This is a genomic window from Rhodococcoides corynebacterioides, from assembly GCF_019834675.1.
Taxonomy (GTDB): Bacteria; Actinomycetota; Actinomycetes; order Mycobacteriales; family Mycobacteriaceae; genus Rhodococcoides; species Rhodococcoides corynebacterioides_A.
The window spans coordinates 742,252-761,868 of the sequence record NZ_JABUBU010000001.1 but is presented as its reverse complement, the minus strand read 5'-3'; the positions used below and the strand labels follow the sequence as shown (position 1 = coordinate 761,868).

General features: G+C 69.6%; 17 protein-coding genes. 6 read left to right on the top strand and 11 right to left on the bottom strand.

The features are described from left to right. Window positions 1–8: 8 nt before the first annotated feature. Genes HQ603_RS03540 through HQ603_RS03525 form a run of 4 tightly spaced genes read right to left on the bottom strand, consistent with a single transcriptional unit; the run spans window position 9 to window position 5,562 of the window. Window positions 9–1,163 carry an ABC transporter substrate-binding protein gene (locus HQ603_RS03540; RefSeq protein WP_308126343.1) on the bottom strand — a complete coding sequence of 385 codons (1,155 nt, stop codon included), beginning with the start codon at window positions 1,161–1,163 and terminating at the stop codon, window positions 9–11. A 49-nt stretch (window positions 1,164–1,212) separates the two neighbouring features. Then, the gene (locus HQ603_RS03535) at window positions 1,213–2,982 is read right to left on the bottom strand and encodes an ABC transporter permease (RefSeq protein ID WP_222682921.1); all 1,770 of its coding nucleotides are present in this window, start codon (window positions 2,980–2,982) and stop codon (window positions 1,213–1,215) included. Continuing rightward, window positions 2,979–4,118, bottom strand: a complete 1,140-nt coding sequence (locus tag HQ603_RS03530; protein ID WP_222682920.1) for an ABC transporter ATP-binding protein — start codon at window positions 4,116–4,118, stop codon at window positions 2,979–2,981. Before HQ603_RS03530 ends, HQ603_RS03535 begins: the two co-directional genes overlap by 4 nt. 55 nt (window positions 4,119–4,173) lie before the next feature. Beyond that, a complete protein-coding gene (locus HQ603_RS03525) occupies window positions 4,174–5,562 on the bottom strand; it encodes an MmgE/PrpD family protein (protein WP_222682919.1) in 1,389 nt (462 codons plus the stop codon). Window positions 5,563–5,829: 267 nt separating this feature from the next. On the opposite strand from HQ603_RS03525, the gene HQ603_RS03520 reads away from it, so the two are divergent. Further along, window positions 5,830–6,531 carry a GntR family transcriptional regulator gene (locus HQ603_RS03520; RefSeq protein ID WP_222682918.1) on the top strand — a complete coding sequence of 234 codons (702 nt, stop codon included), beginning with the start codon at window positions 5,830–5,832 and terminating at the stop codon, window positions 6,529–6,531. A gap of 45 nt (window positions 6,532–6,576) precedes the next feature. Next, window positions 6,577–7,752, top strand: a complete 1,176-nt coding sequence (locus tag HQ603_RS03515; RefSeq protein WP_222682917.1) for an MFS transporter — start codon at window positions 6,577–6,579, stop codon at window positions 7,750–7,752. A gap of 21 nt (window positions 7,753–7,773) precedes the next feature. Here the strand turns inward: HQ603_RS03515 and HQ603_RS03510 are convergent, their stop codons facing one another. Both HQ603_RS03510 and HQ603_RS03505 read right to left on the bottom strand, forming a co-directional pair. After that, on the bottom strand, window positions 7,774–9,195 hold the full coding sequence (locus HQ603_RS03510; RefSeq protein WP_308126342.1) for a sensor histidine kinase: 1,422 nt from the start codon (window positions 9,193–9,195) through the stop codon (window positions 7,774–7,776). Next, window positions 9,192–9,908 (bottom strand): response regulator transcription factor, encoded by a 717-nt coding sequence (locus HQ603_RS03505; RefSeq protein ID WP_222682916.1) that lies wholly within the window; start codon window positions 9,906–9,908, stop codon window positions 9,192–9,194. The genes HQ603_RS03510 and HQ603_RS03505 overlap by 4 nt, the downstream gene beginning before the upstream one ends. A 153-nt stretch (window positions 9,909–10,061) precedes the next feature. Here HQ603_RS03505 and HQ603_RS03500 point away from each other — a divergent pair, with 153 nt between their 5' ends. Both HQ603_RS03500 and HQ603_RS03495 read left to right on the top strand, forming a co-directional pair. Further along, window positions 10,062–11,318, top strand: a complete 1,257-nt coding sequence (locus HQ603_RS03500; RefSeq protein ID WP_222682915.1) for a bifunctional glycosyltransferase family 2/GtrA family protein — start codon at window positions 10,062–10,064, stop codon at window positions 11,316–11,318. Then, window positions 11,315–13,285, top strand: a complete 1,971-nt coding sequence (locus tag HQ603_RS03495; protein WP_222682914.1) for a glycosyltransferase family 39 protein — start codon at window positions 11,315–11,317, stop codon at window positions 13,283–13,285. The genes HQ603_RS03500 and HQ603_RS03495 overlap by 4 nt, the downstream gene beginning before the upstream one ends. An 82-nt stretch (window positions 13,286–13,367) precedes the next feature. Here the strand turns inward: HQ603_RS03495 and HQ603_RS03490 are convergent, their stop codons facing one another. The 5 genes from HQ603_RS03490 to HQ603_RS03470 are packed head-to-tail and all read right to left on the bottom strand — an operon-like array spanning window position 13,368 to window position 18,482. After that, window positions 13,368–14,501: an adenosine deaminase gene (locus HQ603_RS03490; protein WP_222682913.1), complete on the bottom strand. Its 1,134-nt coding sequence runs from the start codon at window positions 14,499–14,501 to the stop codon at window positions 13,368–13,370. A gap of 10 nt (window positions 14,502–14,511) precedes the next feature. Continuing rightward, the gene (locus HQ603_RS03485) at window positions 14,512–15,282 is read right to left on the bottom strand and encodes an amino acid ABC transporter ATP-binding protein (protein ID WP_308126341.1); all 771 of its coding nucleotides are present in this window, start codon (window positions 15,280–15,282) and stop codon (window positions 14,512–14,514) included. Then, window positions 15,279–16,775, bottom strand: coding sequence for an ABC transporter permease subunit (locus tag HQ603_RS03480; protein ID WP_222682912.1), 1,497 nt, complete (start codon window positions 16,773–16,775; stop codon window positions 15,279–15,281). Before HQ603_RS03480 ends, HQ603_RS03485 begins: the two co-directional genes overlap by 4 nt. Then, window positions 16,772–18,049 (bottom strand): thymidine phosphorylase, encoded by a 1,278-nt coding sequence (locus HQ603_RS03475; RefSeq protein ID WP_222682911.1) that lies wholly within the window; start codon window positions 18,047–18,049, stop codon window positions 16,772–16,774. Before HQ603_RS03475 ends, HQ603_RS03480 begins: the two co-directional genes overlap by 4 nt. Then, window positions 18,042–18,482 (bottom strand): cytidine deaminase, encoded by a 441-nt coding sequence (locus HQ603_RS03470; protein ID WP_222683256.1) that lies wholly within the window; start codon window positions 18,480–18,482, stop codon window positions 18,042–18,044. The genes HQ603_RS03475 and HQ603_RS03470 overlap by 8 nt, the downstream gene beginning before the upstream one ends. A gap of 252 nt (window positions 18,483–18,734) precedes the next feature. Here HQ603_RS03470 and sdhC point away from each other — a divergent pair, with 252 nt between their 5' ends. Together sdhC and HQ603_RS03460 are read left to right on the top strand one after the other, a co-directional pair. Beyond that, on the top strand, window positions 18,735–19,142 hold the full coding sequence (gene sdhC, locus HQ603_RS03465) for a succinate dehydrogenase, cytochrome b556 subunit (protein WP_068144521.1): 408 nt from the start codon (window positions 18,735–18,737) through the stop codon (window positions 19,140–19,142). Window positions 19,143–19,144: 2 nt separating this feature from the next. Then, the gene (locus tag HQ603_RS03460) at window positions 19,145–19,606 is read left to right on the top strand and encodes a succinate dehydrogenase hydrophobic membrane anchor subunit (RefSeq protein WP_068102048.1); all 462 of its coding nucleotides are present in this window, start codon (window positions 19,145–19,147) and stop codon (window positions 19,604–19,606) included. The last annotated feature ends 11 nt before the right edge of the window (window positions 19,607–19,617 follow it).

Sequence of the window (19,617 nt, the reverse complement as noted above, 5' to 3'; positions counted from 1 at the left end):
CCCGGGGGTCAGCCCATGTAGTCGAACGCCTGCTTCCACCATTCCTCGTCGCGTGCCGCGTACTTCTCGTAGTCCTCCTCGGAGAACAAGTGGAACTGGGGCGAATCGGCCTGCGGCAACTGGTATTTCCCGCCGGCCTTGACCGGCTCCATGTCCGTGCGAGCGGGCACGAATCCTTGGGCCGCGGCGAACGACTGGCCTGACTTCGACATCGTCCAGTTCATGAACACCTGCGCGGCGGGATTCTGCAGACCGTTCGCCGTCATGCCCATGAGATTCTCCGACGCGGAGACGCCCTTGTCCGGAATCACCAATTCCAGCGGGGCTCCGGCCAATTCTGCTGCGAAGGCGTTGTTGAAGCTGAGCGAGGCGACGGAGATCTCGCCGCGGGCGAGGGCGTCGACCTCGGTGGACGTCGAGTCGAAGATGCGCGGGTTCTGCCGGCCCTGCTGCTCGAGGAACTCCCGTCCCAGCGTGGAGATCTGGAAGTGCGCCAGAGCGTTGAGCGTGCCACCGGTGGTCACCGCGACCACGCCCAGCTTGCCGGCGTACTTCGGATCGACCAGGTCTTCCCACTGGGTGGGCTGATCCTCCTCGATGATCGCGTCGTTGTATCCCATCGCGTTCACGAAGTAGTAGCAGTTGAGGTAGGTGTCGCGCACCCCTGTGTTCTGCTCGCGCAGAAGCCGGTCGAACGGCGTGGTGTACGGCACGAACACGCCCTGCTCCGAGAACTCCCGTGCGACACGCGGATCGGTGACCCGAGCGATGTCCGCACCGAGCTTGCCGGCACCCTGCTCGGAGAGCACGCGCTCGGCGAGCTTGTTGGTGGGCAGTCGGGTGAGCTCGATGTCGAGGCCCGTCTCCTGCTTGAATCGGGCGGCCGTGAGGTCCTCCGCCTCCTTGCCGGTTCCGGAGTACAGCTTGACCACCTGGCCCTGCGCTGCCTCCCAGAGTTCCTTGTCGGCCACGAGCTCGCCGTCGATGACGAGACCGTTGCTGGTGTCGACCTCGGAGGGGGGCAGCAGTTCCCGAGCCTGCTCGTCCTTGCCGCCACCTTCCTGCCCGCAGGCGACCGTGGAGACCACCAGTGCCGTGGCCACGGCCAGGATCCCCGCCAACCGGGTGGTCCGTCGTCTCGCAACCCGTCGCGGTGCGCTCACGGTGCGTCCTTTCGAAGTCGTAGTCGGCGTTCCGACACTGTGATTCGGGTCACGCATGGCCGACTCCGCTCTTGGCGCCGATGCGGCGAGGCAGGTAGCTGAGGAGGAACATGATGGCGCAGTAGACGAGGGCCAGAGCCGACGCTTCCCGCAGGGCTCCACCGTTCTCGAACTGGTCGTAGATCGCGATGGACAGGATCCGTGTGTCGGTGGTGTAGAGGAACAGCGGCACGGTGAGTTCACGCATGCTGAGCATCAGCAGCATGAGGAACGTCGACGAGACGGCGACCCGCAGCAGGGGCAGTGTCACGAAGGAGATGGCCCGAGAGCGGCGCGCGCCGAGCAGAACTGCGCTGTCCTCGAGGTCACGATCCGTGGACTGGATCGCCGCGGCGATGCCTCGGAAGCCCTGCGGCATCTGCACGGCGACGAAACCGATGATGAGCACCCACAGCGTGCCGTAGACCGGTACCGGCATGACCAGCCAGGTCCAGAGCAAGCCGATACCGAGGACGATCGCAGGGATCGCGAGGGGCACCATCGACAGCGCTTCGAGGAGTCCGCGGGCGTACGAGCTGGTCCGGTAGACCGTGTACCCGACCAGGAAGGCGAGCACCGTGCCGCCGGCGGCGGCCATGATCGACACGAGGACACTGTTGGTGGCGGCGGTGTGGAACACGTCCGAGGTCAGGACGTCCGAGAACGACGTGATGTCCAGCGCACCGGGCTCGGCCAGGCTCGAGAAGGACTGCATGTACGGCGAGCTGCGGATGGCCGAGAGGAACAGCGCCAGCAGCGGCAGCACGATCGCGAGAACGAAGTAGACGAGCGCCAGCAGCAGCGCGGGCGTCCGAAGCTTGCCCAGGTCGAGCGTGCGGGCCTTGACACCCTTGCCCGACACGGTGGTGAAAGATCGCTTCGCCAAGACCTTGCGCTGCACCACGGTGATGGCGATGACGGCGGCCACCAGCACGATCGCGATGACCGAGGCCTCGTTGCCACGCGACGGCGACGTGTTCATCAGGCGGTAGATGAACGTGGGCAGGGTGTCGATCTGACCCGGTGTCGCCAGAACCTGGGCGACGGGGAAGTTCTCGAGGATGAGGATGAACATCAGCAGGCCCGAGCCCATGATCGCCGGCAATGCGAGCGGAGCGGTGACGGACCGAATGGTCCGCCACGTCGAGGCGCCGTGCACGTTCGACGCGTCCTCGAGGTCGGGGTTCATCATCGACATCGACGCGTGGATGAGCAGGAAAGCGTAGGGCGCGTAGTACATGGCGAACACCATCACCACGCCTTCGACCGAGTACATGTTCACCGGGCTCCCCATGCCGAGGTCGCGAGTGCCGACGTTGATCAGGCCCGCTCCGGGGCTGCCGAGGATCGACCAGGCAAGCGCGCCGACGTACGACGGCAGGAACATCGGCATGAGGCCGATGAGGAACACGAACCCCTTGCAGCGCACGTTAGTTCGCGCGGTGATGAAGGCCAGGAAGCCGCCGATGCAGAGGGCGAGGAACGTGGCCGAGACGGCGATGACGAGAGAGTTGCCCGTCGCGCCCAGGACGCCGGCCTCGAGGAGGACGTCGACGTTGCGCAGCGTCAGATCGAACGAGATGCTGCCCGGGCGGGGCACCGATTCACTGAAGGCCGCGAGGAGCACGAAGCCGGCGGGCACCAGGACCAGGAACGCCACCACGGCGAGCAGCGGGATGCTGGCAAGCTTCCCGCGACGGCCGATCTTGCGGTTGCGCTTGCGAGCCGGCGGCGGCGTGGGCACGTCGGCGGCGGGTCGGTCGAGCACGGCCTGGCTCATGCCGCCACCGCCGCCCGGGTCTCGGCGGACGGAACCTCGTCCGGCAGAACCTTGACCGCGGCAGCGTCGACGGACACCGTGACGCGGGCGCCGGGCGCGAGGACACCGGTCGAGGGCGGCGGGCACACCGCGTCGAGCTCGATGCCGCCGTCGATCTCCACCTTGCAGCGGATGGTCGAGCCCTGGAACACCGCGATGCGGACGACGCCGCCCAGGTGATTGGCGTCGCCTCGCTTGCCCGACAGGTCACTGACGTCGTTGCCGGAATCGAGCGTGACCGTGATGTCCTCGGGGCGTATGCAGGCACTCGACGCCACCGCGGGCACGGCCCGGTCGGTGCGCAACACGACTTCGGTGTCAGCGAGCTCGAGCGCGCGCGAGGTGGATCCCGGTGCGACCGGGAACACGTTGGTCACGCCGAGGAAGCTGGCGATCGACGCGCTGGCGGGCGTGCCGTAGATCTCCTCGGGCGTCCCGAGCTGACTGATACGACCGGCCTGCATGATCGCGATCCGATCGGCCAGCGCCAGCGCCTCCTGCTGGTCGTGCGTGACGTAGAGGCTGGTGAGTCCGCGCTCGGTCTGAATGCGGCGGAGCTCGACGCGCAGGTCGTCCCGCAGCCGAGCGTCGAGGTTGGAGAGCGGCTCGTCGAGCAGCAACACGCTCGGCGACATCGCCATCGACCGAGCAAGCGCGACGCGCTGCATCTGACCACCGGACAGCATGCTTGCTCCCCGATCTGCGAGGTGGGCGAGCCCGACGAGTTCGAGAACGGCGAGCGCCTCGGTGCGGCGGCGGGCCTTGGCGACGCCCTTCATCTTGAGCGGGAACGCGACGTTCTCGAGCACCGTCTTGTGCGGCCAGACCGCATAGGACTGGAAGACCATGCCGACGTTGCGCTTGTACACGGGAACAACGCGACCGGAGTTGCCGTCGAAAACGGTCTTGTCGCCAATGGATATTGTTCCGCCGGTGGGCGTCTCGAGGCCGGCGATGCACCGCATCGTGCTCGTCTTGCCGCAGCCGGACTGGCCGAGCAGGACGACGGATTCGCCGTCGGGGATGGTCAAATCGAGACTCTTGATCGCGGTGAAATCGCCGTAGGCGAGATCCAGATCGTGTACTGCAACCTCCATGAGAGGTCCTTTCTGGTGTCCGACCGCCCGCAGGCGCCGGAGTGGGCGTGAGGGGTCAGACGGGCTTGGCGGACCGAACGGCTGCGTCGAGTTCGTCGAGAAAGTCGAGGGTGTCGAAGTTCCAGCAGGCCTCGACGAGGGTCTTGGCCCCGGCGAGGCCGATCACGGGTTCGAGCAACCCGTAGGCCTTGACCTCGAGGTCCGTGTCCGACATGGGGTTGGTCGGTTCGCCGTAGGGCTGTTCGACGCGATGCTGGTAGCGCGCGCCGTCGGAGGTCACGACGGTGACGTCGGCGGGACGCCCGGTCTTGGGGTAGGAGGCATCGGCGGCCTCGTCGAGACGGACGACGACCTTGTCCATCAGAGCGAGGGCGCGAGGGTCCTGTCGGGCGGTCTCGGAGAAGTCGGTGAGCGTCACCGATCCGGTGAGTGCAGCCACGGCGACGGTGAACGGCAGGCTCAGCTGGCCTTGCAGAACCGTGTCGAGGACGCGGCCGGCGTGACGTGTCGCGATGGCGAAGGTGCCGACCTCGATGGAGGTGATGGACTCGGGGTCGAGGTCGAATTCGTCCCGCAGCGCCAGCATCGCGTCGATGGCGCCGTGCAGGTGGCGGCAGCAGGGGTAGGGCTTGACGTAGGTCCGCAGCAGCACCCACTCTTCGCCTAGTCGGCGGGTGACGGTGTCGGCGAACCAGTCGGTGCCCTCCTCCCCCGCGAAGGCGGCGAAGTAGCCGTCGCGACCCTCGAGAATCGTGGTCGGACCGGTCAACCCTGCCTCGGCCAAGTCCGCGCTGGTGATGCCGTCCCGCGCCGCCTTGCCGGGATGGAACCGCTTGACCTCGGCCGACCCACCGAGGAACTCGAACACGCCGCCGGCGTGCGATCCGGCGAGTCCGAGGGCGTTGGCGACGCCGTCCTCGTCCAGGCCCAGCAACACCGAGACGGCGGCCGCAGCCCCGAAGACACCGGCGACGGGCGTGTTGTGGAAGTGCCGGTTCCGCGTGGCGGGGTGGCCGGCGTCGGCGAGGCGGCAGGCCAGCTCCATGCCGATGGCCGCGGCGCGCAGCACGCGATCGCCGCTGATGCCTCGCTCCTGGGCGACGGCGAACACGGCCGGGAAGACCACCGACGTGGGGTGCATCGAACCCGGGGTGTAGCCCTCGTCGGATTCGATGCCGTGTCCGTTGGTGCCGTTGAGGACGGCGGCCCCCAGCGCCGACGTGCGGCCGTGGCCGATCGCGGTGGCCGTCGACCCTCGGTAGGTTCGGGCGACGTGGACGCCGACCGCCGCCGAGACCTCGCCGACCGAACTCGCCGCGACACCCGCGAGGTGATCGAGGAGCATGCGGCGCACGTGGTGGTCCATCTCGACGGGCAATGCCGTCGAGCTCTGGTGGACGATCCACTCCGCGACCGTGCGGGTGAGGGTGGCGTGGGAGCTCATGGGCATCTCCGTCTTCGGGTGGTGGTCATCGTCCCGCTGCGACGATCGGCGGGACAAGCATGTCGGGCGGGGAGGTGTCGGTCACACCCTTTCGGCCTCGTGACGCACGTTACACACTCTATAGAGTGTTGTCTACCGTTCATAGAAAGCACTCAACGGCGCCGTATCGGACGTATGCTCGGCACTCGATGGGGTAGAGAATGTAGAACGCAGAACGAACGGCAGCGCTGCTGTCGACCACGCAACACACGCGAGAAAGGGTCCGGCATGAGTGTCGAGAGTTCCGCTCCCCCGGTCAGCCGGACGCAATACGTCGTCGAACGCCTGAAGGAGGACGTCGCGAGCGGCGCCATCAAGCCGGGTGAGCTGATCAAGCAGACCGTGCTGGCCAAGCGGTACGGCGTCAGCGCCACGCCGGTGCGCGAGGCACTGCGCATGCTCGAAGCCGACGGCGTCGTCTCCTACGACGCGCACAAGGGCGCGTCGGTGCGTGAGATGACCCCGGACACGGCCCGCGACCTCTACCGGCTCCGCGCCGCCGCCGAACGCACGGCCGCGGAGATGGCCGTCGAGCGCATGACTCCTCGTGGACTCGAGGAGATCCGCGCGGCGCATGCGGCCCTGGCGGCCGCACAGTCCGCGGGCACCGCGGCACCGGCCGAATTGTCCGTGCTGAACCGCGCGTTCCACTTCGCCATCTACCGGCAGACGTCGCCGCTCATCGTGCAACACCTCGAATTGTTGTGGGCGCGTTTCACTCCCGGCACCACCGTGTGGCGCCACCCGGCGGACGCGGCCGAGCTCCAGGCCGACCACGACCGCATCCTCGACGCCATCGAACGGGGCGACGCCGAGGCGGCGGGACGGTTGACGGCCGACCACGTCGCGCGCGCCAGTCGAATCCGCGAGCAGCAGCCCGATCTGCGCGCATCCGGGGCGGACGAAACCGAGAACTTCTCGAATGCCTGACGCCCCGACCGGGCGCCGCGGCGCCACGGCTCGGGAACACGTGCGATGACGCGATCGTGGTTCGTCATGCTCTGTGCCACCACGGCACTCATCCAGGCCGTGTACGCCGCGGTCCGCGTGATGATCACCTACAAGGCCCTCGAACTCGGGGGCGACGGCGTGACCGTCGGCATCCTCACCGCGCTCTACTCGCTGGTGCCACTAATGGCCGCGATGCGCATCGGCCGTGCGGTCGACGGCCGACGCGCCGCCACGATCCTCCGCGTCGGCACCGCCCTGTCTCTCGTCGCCGTGGCCATCGTGCTGGTGAGCTCGGCGATTCCCCTCCTCGCGCTCGGTTGTGTCCTGCTGGGCTTCAGCCACATCCTGACGATGGTCTCGAGCCAGGGATACGTTCCGGTCCGCTCACGGCCGGAGAACTACGACCGCCGCTTCGGCGGCCTCACCGTCTGGATCTCGGTGGGTCAGTCGATCGGCATTCCGGTGGTGGGCGTTCTCGCCTCGCGCAGCGACATCGGGCACGTCGACACCACCGGTGCGCTGATCGCGATGCTGGGCGTCGCCGCGGTCGCCACGGCTCTGACCGCGGCACCGTCGCTCACCATCAGCCGTGACTCCGCGCAGGTGCGGGCCGAGTACGAGACCCAGTCGACGCGCGCGATGCTCACCACCCGCGGTATGCGGCCGGCGGTCTTCTCGAGCCTCATCATCCTGACGTCGATGGACCTGATGATCGCCTATCTGCCCGTGTTCGGTGAGCACCACGGCTACAGCGTAATGGTGGTGACCGTCATCCTGACCGCGCGGTCCGTCGCCGCCATCGTCTCCCGCACCCTGCTGACCCGCCTGCTCGCGGTGGCGCCCCGGAACTGGCTCCTGGTGTCGGGGAGTCTGTGCTCGGCGCTCCCCATGATTCTCGTGCCGGTACTCCCCCAACCCTGGGTGGTCGGCATTCTCGTCTCGATCGCCGGATTCTTCTGGGGCCTGGCGCAACCGCTGACCATGACCTGGGTGGCGGGCTTGGTCAACCCGTCCAACCGCGCCTCCGCACTGTCGTTGCGGCTGACCGGAAACCGACTGGGGCAGGTGGTGATTCCGCTCGCCGCCGGCGCCATCGCCGGATCCGCGGGGGCCGGTGCGGTGTTCGTCCTGACCGGGGGGCTGCTCGCGGGCGCCGCCGTCTCCACGTGGAGCGCGCTGTTCCGGTCGAGACCGGCGTGAGCACCGTCGTCGGCCGTGTCCTCACTCCGCCGGAGCCGACTCGCGCTGCAGCAGTGGCAGTTCCACGGTGAACGTCGACCCCCGTTCCGGCGACGAATCGACCGTGACCCGACCCCCGTGTGCGGCGACGAGAGCCGCCACGATGGACAGCCCGAGCCCGCTGCCGCCGCTCTCCCGGGTCCGGGATCGGTCGGCTCGGTAGAAGCGCTCGAAGACGCGGCCGGCGTCCTCGTCGGACAGTCCCGGTCCGGTGTCGCGCACCCGGAGAATCGCCGTCTCCCCCACCGTGCCGACGGCCACGGTGATCGACGCGGTGTCCGGCGTGTGGCGCAGCGCGTTGCTCACCAGGTTCCCCAGCACCTGACGCAGCCGGGCGTCGTCGCCGAGCACCTCGGGCACCCCGCTGCCGGGCAGCACCTCGAGATCGACCGTGCGCGACGGGGCCGCCGCCGCAGCGTCGTGGACCGCGTCGGCCGCGATCTGCAACAGGTCCACGGGCGCGCTGGCGACGGGACGTTCCGCGTCCAGCCGCGCAAGCATCACCAGATCCTCCACCAGCAGCCCCATGCGGGCCGCCTCGCCACCGATTCTCGTCATGATCAGCTCGACGTCGGTGCTCGCGCCCTGCCGATACAACTCGGCGAAGCCCCGGATCGTCGTCAGCGGGGTGCGCAGTTCGTGCGAGGCGTCGGCGACGAATCGTCGCATCCGGTCCTCCGACGCGCGCGCGGTGCGTTCCGAGGCAGCGGATTCCGCGACCGCCTGCTGGATCTGCGCCAGCATCCCGTTGAGCGCGGCCGACAGTCGGCCGACCTCGGTCCGCGCATCGCGTTCGGGGACACGGCGATGCAGATCACCCGCGGCGATCGCTTCCGCCGTCGCCTCCACCTCCCGCAGCGGGCGCAGACTGCGCCGCACCACCCACCAGGCGACGAGGCCCAGGACCACCAGGACGCCCGCACCGATCGAGAGTTCGAGGACGACCAGGCGTCCGACGATCGCAGCGTTCTCCGCGAGGGACACCCCGACGGTGGTCGATCCGTCCTGGTTCGACACGGTGACCACGCGCCACTGCTCGTCGCCGTCGTTCGCCGACCCCACCGTCACCGGGGTCGGCGACGCGACCGCGGTGAGATCCGGTCCCGGCGAGGAGTTGTCGTTGATCGACGTGCGCACGGTGCCGTCCGCCGTGACGGACCGAACGTAGAACGACGTCGGCGGGCGACCCGGCCCGATGTCCCCCGACGGCGGGGGTGGGCGGTCCTCGCGGGGACGCGCCCAGCCCGACGCCGCCTCCTCGAGTTGGGTGTCCACGCGGGCCAGCAGAGTGTTCTGCAGGGCGGTGGTCACCGCGAGTCCGGACGCCGCCAGACCCACCGCGACCAGCAGCAGCAGCGCGGCGACCAGGGTGACGCGCAACGGCACGGCGTTCGGTCGTCTCACCGGCGCGGCACCCGCATCACGTAGCCGACGCCGCGAAGGGTGTGCAGCAGACGGGGTTCCGTGGTGTCGATCTTGCGCCGCAGGTAGGACACGTACGACTCGACCACTCCGACTTCCCCGCCGAAGTCGTAGTGCCAGACGTGATCGAGGATGCGAGGCTTGGAGAGCACCGTTCCGGCGTTGACCATGAAGTAGCGCAGCAGCGTGAACTCCGTGGGCGACAACGAGACCGGCTCTCCTGCCTTCCACACCTCGTGCGTGTCGTCGTCCAGTTCGATGTCGGCGAACGTGATGCGGGACGGCTGCGGTTCGGTTCCCGGAATGCGTCGACGGAGGATCACGCGCAGTCGTGCCACGACTTCCTCGAGGCTGAACGGCTTGGTGACATAGTCGTCGGCACCCATCGTCAGACCGGTGACCTTGTCCTCCACGGCATCCCGCGCCGTGAGGAACAGCACCGGCGCGTCGATCCCGTCGGCACGTAGTCGCCGCAGCAGCCCGAACCCGTCCATCTCCGGCATCATGACGTCCAGGATCAGGGCGTCCGGCCGCAGGCTGCGGGCGACGTCGATCGCCTCCGGTCCGCTGCGCGCGGTGCGCACCGCGAAGCCCTGGAACTTCAGGCTGACGGCGAGCAGCTCCACGATGGTCGGCTCGTCGTCGACCACCAGCACCGTCGCTTCCGGGGCGCCGGGAACCGTATCGGACGTCATCGACGCATTCTCGCTCACGGATCCAGGATCGGCCCCGAGCCCGTGCGGTTCCCGGGACGAACCCGGGAACTTCCCGGGAACCGTCGCGACTCCCGGGTGACTCCCGGGGCGGACCCGGGCCCGTCCCGGGCGCGCCCACGACCGTCGAATCCCATGACTACCGAACAACTCGCCACCGGCCGGCTCGTGACGCGACCGGACGGACCTCCGTCCACGGCCGTCACCGTCGACATCGTCGTCCCCGTGTACAACGAGGCCGCCGTCCTCGCGGACAGCATCCGGCGTCTCCACCGACACCTCGCCGCTCACGTGCCCTACCGGACCCGCATCGTCGTCGCGGACAACGCCAGCACCGACGACACCCCCGGCGTCGCGGCCGCCCTCGCGGCCGAACTGGACCGCGTGGAGGTCGTCCGTCTCGACCTCCGGGGGCGCGGCCGCGCGCTGGATGCCGTCTGGCGGACGTCGTCGGCCACGATCGTCGCGTACATGGACGTCGACCTCTCGACGGACCTCCGCGCGTTGCTTCCGCTCCTGGCCCCGCTGGCGTCGGGACACTCCGACGTCGCCATCGGGTCCAGGCTCGCCCCGCAGTCGCGGGTGGTCCGCGGCCCGAAGCGCGAAATCGTCTCGCGCAGCTACAACCTCATCCTGCGGACATCGTTGCGCGTGCGATTCTCCGACGCCCAGTGCGGGTTCAAGGCCCTGCGCACCGACGTCGCGCGGGAACTGCTGCCGCTGGTGCAGGACACCGGCTGGTTCTTCGACACGGAACTGTTGGTCCTCGCCGAGCGAGCCGGCCTGCGCATCCACGAGGTTCCGGTGGACTGGGTCGACGATCCGCACTCGACGGTGGACATCGCCGCCACCGCGGTCGCGGACCTGAAGGGGTGCTGGCGAGTCGGCCGCGCCCTGGCCACGGGCGCTCTGCCGCTCGGCGATCTGCGCCGGAGCGTCGGGCGGGAGCCGCTGGTCCAGGGCGTGCCGATCGGCATGGTGGGACAACTGGTGCGCTTCGCCGGGATCGGAGGGCTCAGCACGATCGCCTACGGAGTCCTCTACCTGCTGCTCCACCCCGTGCTCGGGGCCCAGACGAGCAACCTCCTCGCTCTGGCGATCACGGCCGTCCTCAACACCGCGGCCAACCGCGCCGTCACCTTCGGTGTTCGCGGGGCCGCCGGCGCCGTCGGCCACCACCTGCACGGTCTGGCGATCTTCGCGCTCGGGTGGGCCGTGACCGCGGGATCGCTTCTGCTGCTGCACCGCTGGAGTCCCGACGCGTCGAAGCACCTCGAGCTGACCGTCCTGGTCCTGGCCAACGCCGTCGCCACCGTCATCCGATTCGTCGCCCTCCGCCGGGTCTTCCGCTCCCCCGCCGTTCGTCCGTCCGGAAAGGACCTCGCTCGATGACCACGCTGCTGCCCACGCGGCCCTCACCCACCCCGGCGCCGTCCCGCCGGACACCCCGCTGGGAAACACCCGCCGCGACCCTGCTGATCGTGGGCACCGCCGTCGCCTATCTGGTGAACCTCTCGGCGAGCGGATGGGGCAACTCCTTCTACGCCGCTGCCGTGCAGGCGGGTTCGCAGTCCTGGACGGCCTTCTTCTTCGGATCCTCGGACGCCGCGAACTCCATCACGGTGGACAAACCGCCGATGTCGTTGTGGGTCATGGGATTGTCGGTCCGCCTGTTCGGCCTGAACTCGTGGTCGGTGCTGGCGCCGCAGGTGATCGTCGGGGCGGCCTCGGTGGCGCTGCTGTGGCGCACGGTGCGCCGCCACGCGGGTCCGGCCGCGGGTCTGCTCGCCGGACTCACCCTCGCGCTGACACCCGTTGCGGCGCTGATGTTCCGGTTCGACAACCCCGACGCCTTGCTGGTGCTGCTCATGATCGTCGCCGTCTGGGCCGCGCTGCGCGCCGTGGACGACGGTCGCACCCGCTGGCTCGTCCTGGCCGGCGCCGCGGTGGGAGCCGGCTTCCTCACCAAGCAGCTTCAGGTGATGCTGGTCGTGCCGCCGATCGCGCTCACCTACCTCCTCGCCGGCCCGGTGTCGCTGCCCCGCCGCGTCGTTCAGTCGGTCGCCGCCCTCGGTGCCGCCGCCGTCACCGCCGGGTGGTGGATCGCCGTCGTCGAGCTGTGGCCCGCCTCGTCGAGGCCGTGGATCGGTGGGTCGCAGAACAATTCGATCCTCGAGCTCACGCTCGGGTACAACGGCCTGGGCCGTCTGAACGGTGAGGAGACCGGCTCGGTGGTGCCCGGCGGCGGGGGCGGCGGTGGACAGTGGGGCGAGACCGGCATCCTCCGACTGTTCGAGCCGGCCCAGGGCGGTCAGATCGCCTGGCTGATTCCGGCCGCGCTGATCCTCGGACTCGCCGCACTGGTGCTCCGCGGGCGTGCCCCTCGTACGGACGGGTTGCGCGCGGGAGTGGTGCTGTGGGGTCTCTGGCTGGTCGTGACCGGCCTGACGTTCAGTTTCATGGCCGGCATCTTCCACGCGTACTACACCGTGGCGCTCGCCCCCGCCGTCGCGGCCCTGGTGGGTACCGGGGCGGTCGTGGTCTGGCGTCGACGGGACCGCATCGCGTCGCGACTGGTGCTCGCCGCGGCGGTGATCGCGACCGTCGCGACCGCGTGGATCCTGTTGTCGCGCAGCGCCGATTTCGTTCCGTGGCTCAGATTCGTCGTCGTCGGTGCCGCTGTGGTGGCCGTGGTGGGCCTGCTGGTGCCCCGGCTCACCCGGGGTCGTCTCGCCGCCGCCACCGTGATGGCCGCCCTGATCGCCGGGCTCGCCGGCCCCGCGGCCTACACGGTGCACACCATCGCGACTCCGCACACCGGCTCCATCGTCTCCGCCGGCCCGTCCGTCGAGGGTGAACGCGGCGGCATGGGCGGGCCCGGCGACGGGCGAGGACGCGGGGACGGCCAGGCCGCGGGGAGGTTCCCCGGAGCTCCGACCGGAGGTGTGCCGGCCGGAGGTCCCCCGCCCGGCGCTCCCGCATCGGACGGTGCTCCAGGAGGCGGCGCGGGTGGACTGCTGACCGGCAGCACTCCCGGCGCCGAGCTGACCGCGCTGCTCGAGCAGGACGCCGGGAACTACACCTGGGTGGCCGCCACCGTGGGATCGAACGCTGCCTCGGGTTACCAACTGGCGACCGAGGATCCGGTCATGCCCATCGGCGGCTTCAACGGATCCGACCCGTCGCCGACGCTGGAGCAGTTCCAGCAGTACGTCGCCGAGCGGCGGATCCACTACTTCCTCGCCGGCGGCCAGGGCGGCCGCAGCTCCGGACCCGCCGCCGAGATCGCGGCATGGGTGGAAGCCACCTTCACCGCGCAGACGGTCGACGGGGTGCAGATGTACGACCTGACGGCCTGACGGGTTTCGGTGCAGTAGTCCACCTCCCGGGTGGACTACTGCACCGAACTGCGCGGGGAAGCGGATCGGGCGGTCCCGGCGTCTACCCCAGCAACACCGCATATCCCGGCTTCACGACGTCGTCGATGAGGGCGAGGCGCTCGTCGAACGGCAGGAACGACGACTTCAGCGCGTTGATCGTGAACCGCTCGAGGTCCGACCACCCGTAGCCGAAGGCGTCGACGAGGGCCTTCATCTCGCGGCTCATAGACGTGTCGCTCATCAGTCGGTTGTCGGTGTTGACGGTGACGCGGAACCGCAAGCGCGCCAAGACGTCGAAGGGGTGCTCGGCGATGCTCGCCACCGCGCCCGTCTGGACGTTCGAGCTGGGACACAGTTCGAGGGGGATGCGCTTGTCTCGCACGTACGCCGCCAACCGGCCGAGCTGCGGGGTGCCGTCGTCCCCGGTGTGGATGTCGTCGACGATGCGGACGCCGTGGCCGAGGCGGTCGGTACCGCAGAACGCGATCGCCTCGTGGATGGAGGGCAGCCCGAACGCCTCCCCCGCGTGAATGGTGAAGTGCGCGTTGTTCGTTCGCATGTACTCGAACGCGTCGAGGTGGCGGCTGGGCGGGAACCCTGCTTCCTTGCCGGCGATGTCGAAGCCGACCACACCCTGATCCCGGTACCGCACGGCCAGTTCCGCGATCTCCCGCGAGCGCGCGGCGTGGCGCATCGCGGTGAGCAGGCACCCGACGCGGATCTGCTTGCCCGCCGCCCGCGCCGCGCTCTCGCCCTGCCGGAATCCCTCCAGGGTGTGCTGCACCACCTCGTCGAGAGTCAGCCCCTTCTCGAGGTGCTGCTCGGGGGCGTACCGCACCTCGGCGTAGATCACGCCGTCGGCCGCCAGATCCTCGGCGCATTCCCGCGCCACCCGCTGCAGGCCCTCCGCGGTCTGCATCACCGCGACGGTGTGGGCGAACGTCTCGAGGTACAGCTCGAGCGACCCGCTGTCGGCGGCGTCGCGGAACCACCGGCCGAGGCTCTCGGCGTCGGCCGCGGGGAGCCCGTCGTACCCGCAGTCGGCGGCGAGCTCCACCACGGTCGACGGGCGCAGCCCACCGTCGAGGTGGTCGTGCAGCAGGGCTTTCGGTGCCTGCGCGAGAGTGCGCAGATCGAGCGGCGCAGGGCCGCCCGTGGTCGTCCCGTTCGTTCCGATCTCCTCCACCGCAGCCATGCCTCCGACCCTACTGCGGGTCGAGAATCCGGGTGAGGAAGCGCTGCGTGCGTTCCTGCGTCGGGTGTTCGAGCACCTGCTCGGCGCTTCCCCGCTCGGCCACCACCCCGCCGTCGAGGAACAGGACCTGGTCGGCCACCTGCCGGGCGAACCGGATCTCGTGGGTGACCACGACCATCGTCCACCCCTCGCTCGCGAGCTGCTTCATCACGGCGAGCACCTCGCCGACCAGTTCCGGGTCCAGCGCCGACGTCGGCTCGTCGAACAGCACGATCTCCGGGTGCAGCGCGAGCGCCCGCGCGATACCGACGCGCTGCTGTTGGCCTCCGGACAGCTGGAACGGGAAGCGATCCTCGGTGCCGGCGAGCCCGACGCGATCGAGCAGCTCCTTCGCCTCACGCTCGGCGTCGGCGCGCGCGTGCCCCTGCACCACCACCGGTCCCTCGGTGACGTTCTGCAGCACCGTGCGATGCGGGAACAGGTTGTGATTCTGGAAGACCATGCCGCTCTGCGCCCGCAGCCGCGCGATCGCCCGACGGGCCTCGCCCCGCCCCGACGGCAGCGCACCGAAATCGACGGCCGCGTCCCCGATGCGCACCTGACCCGCATCCGGCGCGTCGAGCGCGTTGAGGCCGCGCAGCAGCGTCGTCTTGCCCGATCCCGACGGGCCGATGACGACGGTGACGCACCCCCGCTCGGCGGTGAAGTCGATGCCGTCCAGGACGGTGCGGTCGCCGAACGCGCGTCGCAGTCCGGTCACCTCGATCAAGGGTGCGGTCATCGCGCCACGTACCTGTCCAGTCGGGTCTCGAGCCGCCCCTGCACGAACGACAGGGCGATGCAGATCACCCAGTAGTACAGCGCGGCAACGGAGTACAGAGCGAAGAAGTCGAACGTCGGGGCCGCCGCCAACTGCGCGGTGCGCAGCAGTTCGGTGACCAGGATGGTCGACGCCAGCGAGGTGTCCTTCACCAGCGAGATCAGCGTGTTCGACAGCGGCGGGACGGCGGTCCGCAGGGCCTGCGGCAGAACGATGCGCTGCAGCGTGGTGCGGTAGCCCATGCCGATGGTCTGCGCCGCCTCCCACTGCCCCTTCGGCACCGACAGGATCGCCGCACGGATGATCTCCGCGGCGTATCCGCCCACGTTGATGCTGAACGCGACGACCGCCGCGGGGAACGGCGAGATGACGACGCCGAACTGCGGCAGCGCGTAGAACACGATGAACAGCTGCAGCAGCAGCGGCGTCCCGCGCACGATCGAGACGTAGAACCGGGCGGCGAGGGCGAGCGGCCGGATCGACGAGATGCGCGCCAGCGCGACGGCCAGCGCGATCGCCAGCCCGATCACGAAACTGATGGCGGTGAGCGGCAACGTCATCGTGACGGTCGCCTTCAGCATCGGCACGAGGTTGCGCGCGATCAGGTCGCCGGTCGACGTCCCCGAGCCGCCGGTCGCCTCCTCGGTCGCCGCGAACTCGGCCTCGTCCGGCACCGCGACGTCGGACCCGAAGTACTGCTCGGAGATCCGCGTCAGCGTGCCGTCGTCGTAGAGACCCTGCAGGGCCTCGTTCACGCGGTCCATCAGGCCGCTGTCCTTGCGTGCGGCGAAGGCCTGCAGGCTGGTGTCGCCCGTCTGCGCCGCGACGGCGACGCCCGTGTCACCGGTCTGCGCGAAGTACTCGGCGACGGCGAGGGAATCGTTGACGGTGGCGTCGACGCGCCCGTCCTTGACCAGTTGGACGGCCTGGACGAACCCTTCGACGGCCTCGACGCGAGCGCCGGCGTCGGCCGCCACCTCGGCCCAGTTGCTCGTGGACGACTGCGCGGTGGTGCGCCCGGCCAGATCGGCGAGGGACGTGATCGACGTGTCCCCCGTCCGGGCGAGGATCTCGCCCTCCGACACCGTGTAGGGCCGGGAGAGGTCGTAGCGCTCGCGGCGCTCGTCGTTGACGGTGACCTGGTTGGCAATCAGGTCGAACCGACCGCTCTGCAACCCCGCGAAGATGGAGTCGAACGGGGTCTGGACGAAGTCGACGCGGACGCCGAGCCGCTCCCCGACCGCCCGCACCACGTCGACGTCGTATCCGGTCAGCTGCCCGTCGTCGCCCTGGAAGCTGAAGGGGCTGTACGTGCCCTCGGTGCCGACGACGAGCACCCCGTCGTCGAGGTCGGACGCGCCGCTGCCCGACGAGCAGCCGGCCACCCCGAGGAGGGCGAGCACGGCGGCGAGCGCCGCGACGACCGCGCCGACGCGCCGCCTCCCGGCGATCATCCGATCCGGTCCAGGATCAGCCGCCGCTCCTGCGCGGCCCCGTCCTCGATGGTCCAGCCACCGGCCAGCGCATCCTGCGCGCGCTCGAACCGCTCGGGCGTGTCCGTGCACAGCGTGAGCAGCGGCTGACCCGCCGTGACGGTGTCACCCGGCGCGGCGTGCCACCGCACGCCCGCACCCGCCTGGACGGGTTGCCCCTGCCGTTCGCGACCGGCCCCGAGCCGCCACGCCGCGATGCCGACGGCGCGGGCGTCGAGACGCGTGAGCACTCCGGAGCGCTCCGCCGTCACCTCGTGCGTGTGGCGCGCGACGGGAAGCGGGGCGTCGGGATCACCGCCCTGCGCGGCGATCATCGCCCGCCACCGGTCCATCGCGGTGCCGTCGGCCAGCTTGTCGGCCGGGTCGACGTCGAGGCCCGCCGCGGCGACCATCTCGCGGGCGAGGGCGAGCGTCAGCTCGACGACGTCGGCCGGGCCGCCGCCGGCGAGCACCTCCACCGACTCCTCGACCTCGAGGGCGTTGCCGGCGGTGCGACCGAGCGGGGTGTTCATGTCGGTCACCAGTGCGACGGTGCGGACCCCGGCGTCGGTGCCGAGGTCGACCATGGTGCGGGCGAGCTCCCGCGCGTCGTCCAGGGTGGACATGAACGCCCCGGAGCCGCACTTGACGTCGAGGACCAGCGCGCCCGTGCCTTCGGCGATCTTCTTGCTCATGATCGACGCGGCGATCATGGGGATCGACTCGACGGTGGCCGTGACGTCGCGGAGGGCGTAGAGCTTCTTGTCCGCGGGCGCGAGGTCCGCTCCTGCGGCGCACACGACCGCCCCGACGGCCGGGTCGTCGAGGATGCGCGTCATCTCCTCTGCGGTGAGGTCGGCGCGCCACCCCGGAACGGACTCCAGCTTGTCCAGCGTCCCGCCGGTGTAGCCGAGGCCGCGGCCGGACAGTTGCGGGACGGCGGCGCCGCACGCGGCGACCAGCGGCGCGAGCGGGAGGGTGATCTTGTCGCCGATACCGCCGGTCGAGTGCTTGTCGACGGTGGGACGCGCGAGCGTCGAGAAGTCCATTCGGCGACCGGAGGCGATCATCGCCGCCGTCCAGTCCGCGATCTCGCGTCGGTCCATGCCGCGCAGCAGGATCGCCATCGTGAGGGCGGACATCTGCTCGTCGGCGACCTCCCCGCGGGTGTACGCGTCGACCATCCACGCGATCTGGTCCGAACTCAGGGTGTCGCCGTCCCGCTTGGCCGCGATGACGGACACGGCATCAGCCATGCTGCACCGCCGAGGGGGACGACGCGGTGTTGACTACCTGCCCCGCGGCGAGGTCGTGGGGGCCGAACGCATCGGGGAGGAGGTGGCCCAGTGGACGCACTCCGGACGCGGTGTCCACGAGCAACTCGGTGCCGCCGAACTCGAACAGCAACTGCCGACACCGCCCGCACGGCAGCAGAATCGCGCCGCGGGAATCGCAGCACGCGAACGCGATCAGTCGACCGCCGCCGCTGGAATTCAGCGCGGACACCAGCCCGCACTCCGCGCAGAGGCCCAGACCGTATGAGACATTTTCCACATTGCACCCGGTCACCACCCGGCCGTCGTCCACCAGGGCGGCCGCGCCGACGGGGTAGTTCGAGTACGGCGCGTAGGCGTGGCTCATGGCGTCACGAGCACTGTCTCGCAACGATTTCCAGTCGATGTCCTGCACGATCGCCGATCCTGTCACGTCCGACCGCTCACCGCAGGCACTCGCGCCGACCCGACCTGCTGATTGGGCAGGCAAACCTAACTTTATTGACGACGCGAATCGTGAACGACAGGCGAATTAGTTCCCTCTCCGAGAAGGGGATTACAGTCGTTCTCAGTCGTTTCACATACACGATCGAGCTGGATGTTTCCGGTGTCCACGGGGAGTCTGCGCTCGTCGCGTCCATCACCGATGTTGGAGGCACTGCACTCGATGGCTACCACGACCGAGACCGCGCCCGCGCGGGAGCGCACGCGGTCTCTCTACCGCGGAGATCCGGGCATGTGGTCCTGGGTTCTGCACCGGATCACCGGCGTCGTCACGTTCTTCTTCTTGTTCGTCCACGTGCTCGACACGGCGCTCGTGCGTGTCGATCCGCAGGCGTACAACGAGGTGATCGACACCTACAAGACGCCCATCGTCGGTCTGATGGAGCTGGGCCTGCTGGCCGCCGTGCTCTACCACGCACTCAACGGCATCCGCGTCATGCTCGTCGACTTCTGGTCCAAGGGCACCCAGTACCAGCGCCTGATGCTGTGGGTCATCCTCGGCCTCTGGTTCGTGCTGATGGTTCCCGCCGCCGGCCGCATCCTCTACAACACCTTCACCGGGGGGCACTGACCATGGCGACCACCGACGCCGGTTCCGCGCGCGCCATCACGCTGGGGACCTCCCACGACCGGCCCGCCGGTCTGGACAACCCTCGCTCGCCGCGCCGCAAGAACCGCGGAAACTTCGAGCTCTACGCCTGGCTGTTCATGCGCTTCTCCGGCCTGGCCCTGGTGATCCTGGTCCTCGGGCACATGTCGATCATGCTGCTGCTCGACGACGGCGTGCACCGCATCAACTTCGCCTTCGTGGCCGGCCGCTGGGCCAGCCCGTTCTGGCAGGTGTGGGACCTGACCATGCTCTGGCTCGCCCAGCTCCACGGCGGCAACGGTCTGCGCACGGTCATCAACGACTACTCGCGCAAGGACTCCACCCGGTTCTGGCTGACGACGCTGCTGGTGCTGTCCATGATCCTGATCATGGGCCTGGGCACCTACGTGATCTTCACCTTCGACCCCAACATCTCCGCAGGCTAAGGGGGCAGGCA

Coding starts and splice junctions, on each gene's coding strand:
- HQ603_RS03535 (WP_222682921.1), bottom strand. CDS start 2,982: ATGAGCCAGGCCGTGCTCGACCGACCCGCCGCCGACGTGCCCACGCCG.
- HQ603_RS03530 (WP_222682920.1), bottom strand. CDS start 4,118: ATGGAGGTTGCAGTACACGATCTGGATCTCGCCTACGGCGATTTCACC.
- HQ603_RS03525 (WP_222682919.1), bottom strand. CDS start 5,562: ATGAGCTCCCACGCCACCCTCACCCGCACGGTCGCGGAGTGGATCGTC.
- HQ603_RS03520 (WP_222682918.1), top strand. CDS start 5,830: ATGAGTGTCGAGAGTTCCGCTCCCCCGGTCAGCCGGACGCAATACGTC.
- HQ603_RS03515 (WP_222682917.1), top strand. CDS start 6,577: ATGACGCGATCGTGGTTCGTCATGCTCTGTGCCACCACGGCACTCATC.
- HQ603_RS03505 (WP_222682916.1), bottom strand. CDS start 9,908: ATGACGTCCGATACGGTTCCCGGCGCCCCGGAAGCGACGGTGCTGGTG.
- HQ603_RS03500 (WP_222682915.1), top strand. CDS start 10,062: ATGACTACCGAACAACTCGCCACCGGCCGGCTCGTGACGCGACCGGAC.
- HQ603_RS03495 (WP_222682914.1), top strand. CDS start 11,315: ATGACCACGCTGCTGCCCACGCGGCCCTCACCCACCCCGGCGCCGTCC.
- HQ603_RS03490 (WP_222682913.1), bottom strand. CDS start 14,501: ATGGCTGCGGTGGAGGAGATCGGAACGAACGGGACGACCACGGGCGGC.
- HQ603_RS03485 (WP_308126341.1), bottom strand. CDS start 15,282: ATGACCGCACCCTTGATCGAGGTGACCGGACTGCGACGCGCGTTCGGC.
- HQ603_RS03480 (WP_222682912.1), bottom strand. CDS start 16,775: ATGATCGCCGGGAGGCGGCGCGTCGGCGCGGTCGTCGCGGCGCTCGCC.
- HQ603_RS03475 (WP_222682911.1), bottom strand. CDS start 18,049: ATGGCTGATGCCGTGTCCGTCATCGCGGCCAAGCGGGACGGCGACACC.
- sdhC (WP_068144521.1), top strand. CDS start 18,735: ATGGCTACCACGACCGAGACCGCGCCCGCGCGGGAGCGCACGCGGTCT.
- HQ603_RS03460 (WP_068102048.1), top strand. CDS start 19,145: ATGGCGACCACCGACGCCGGTTCCGCGCGCGCCATCACGCTGGGGACC.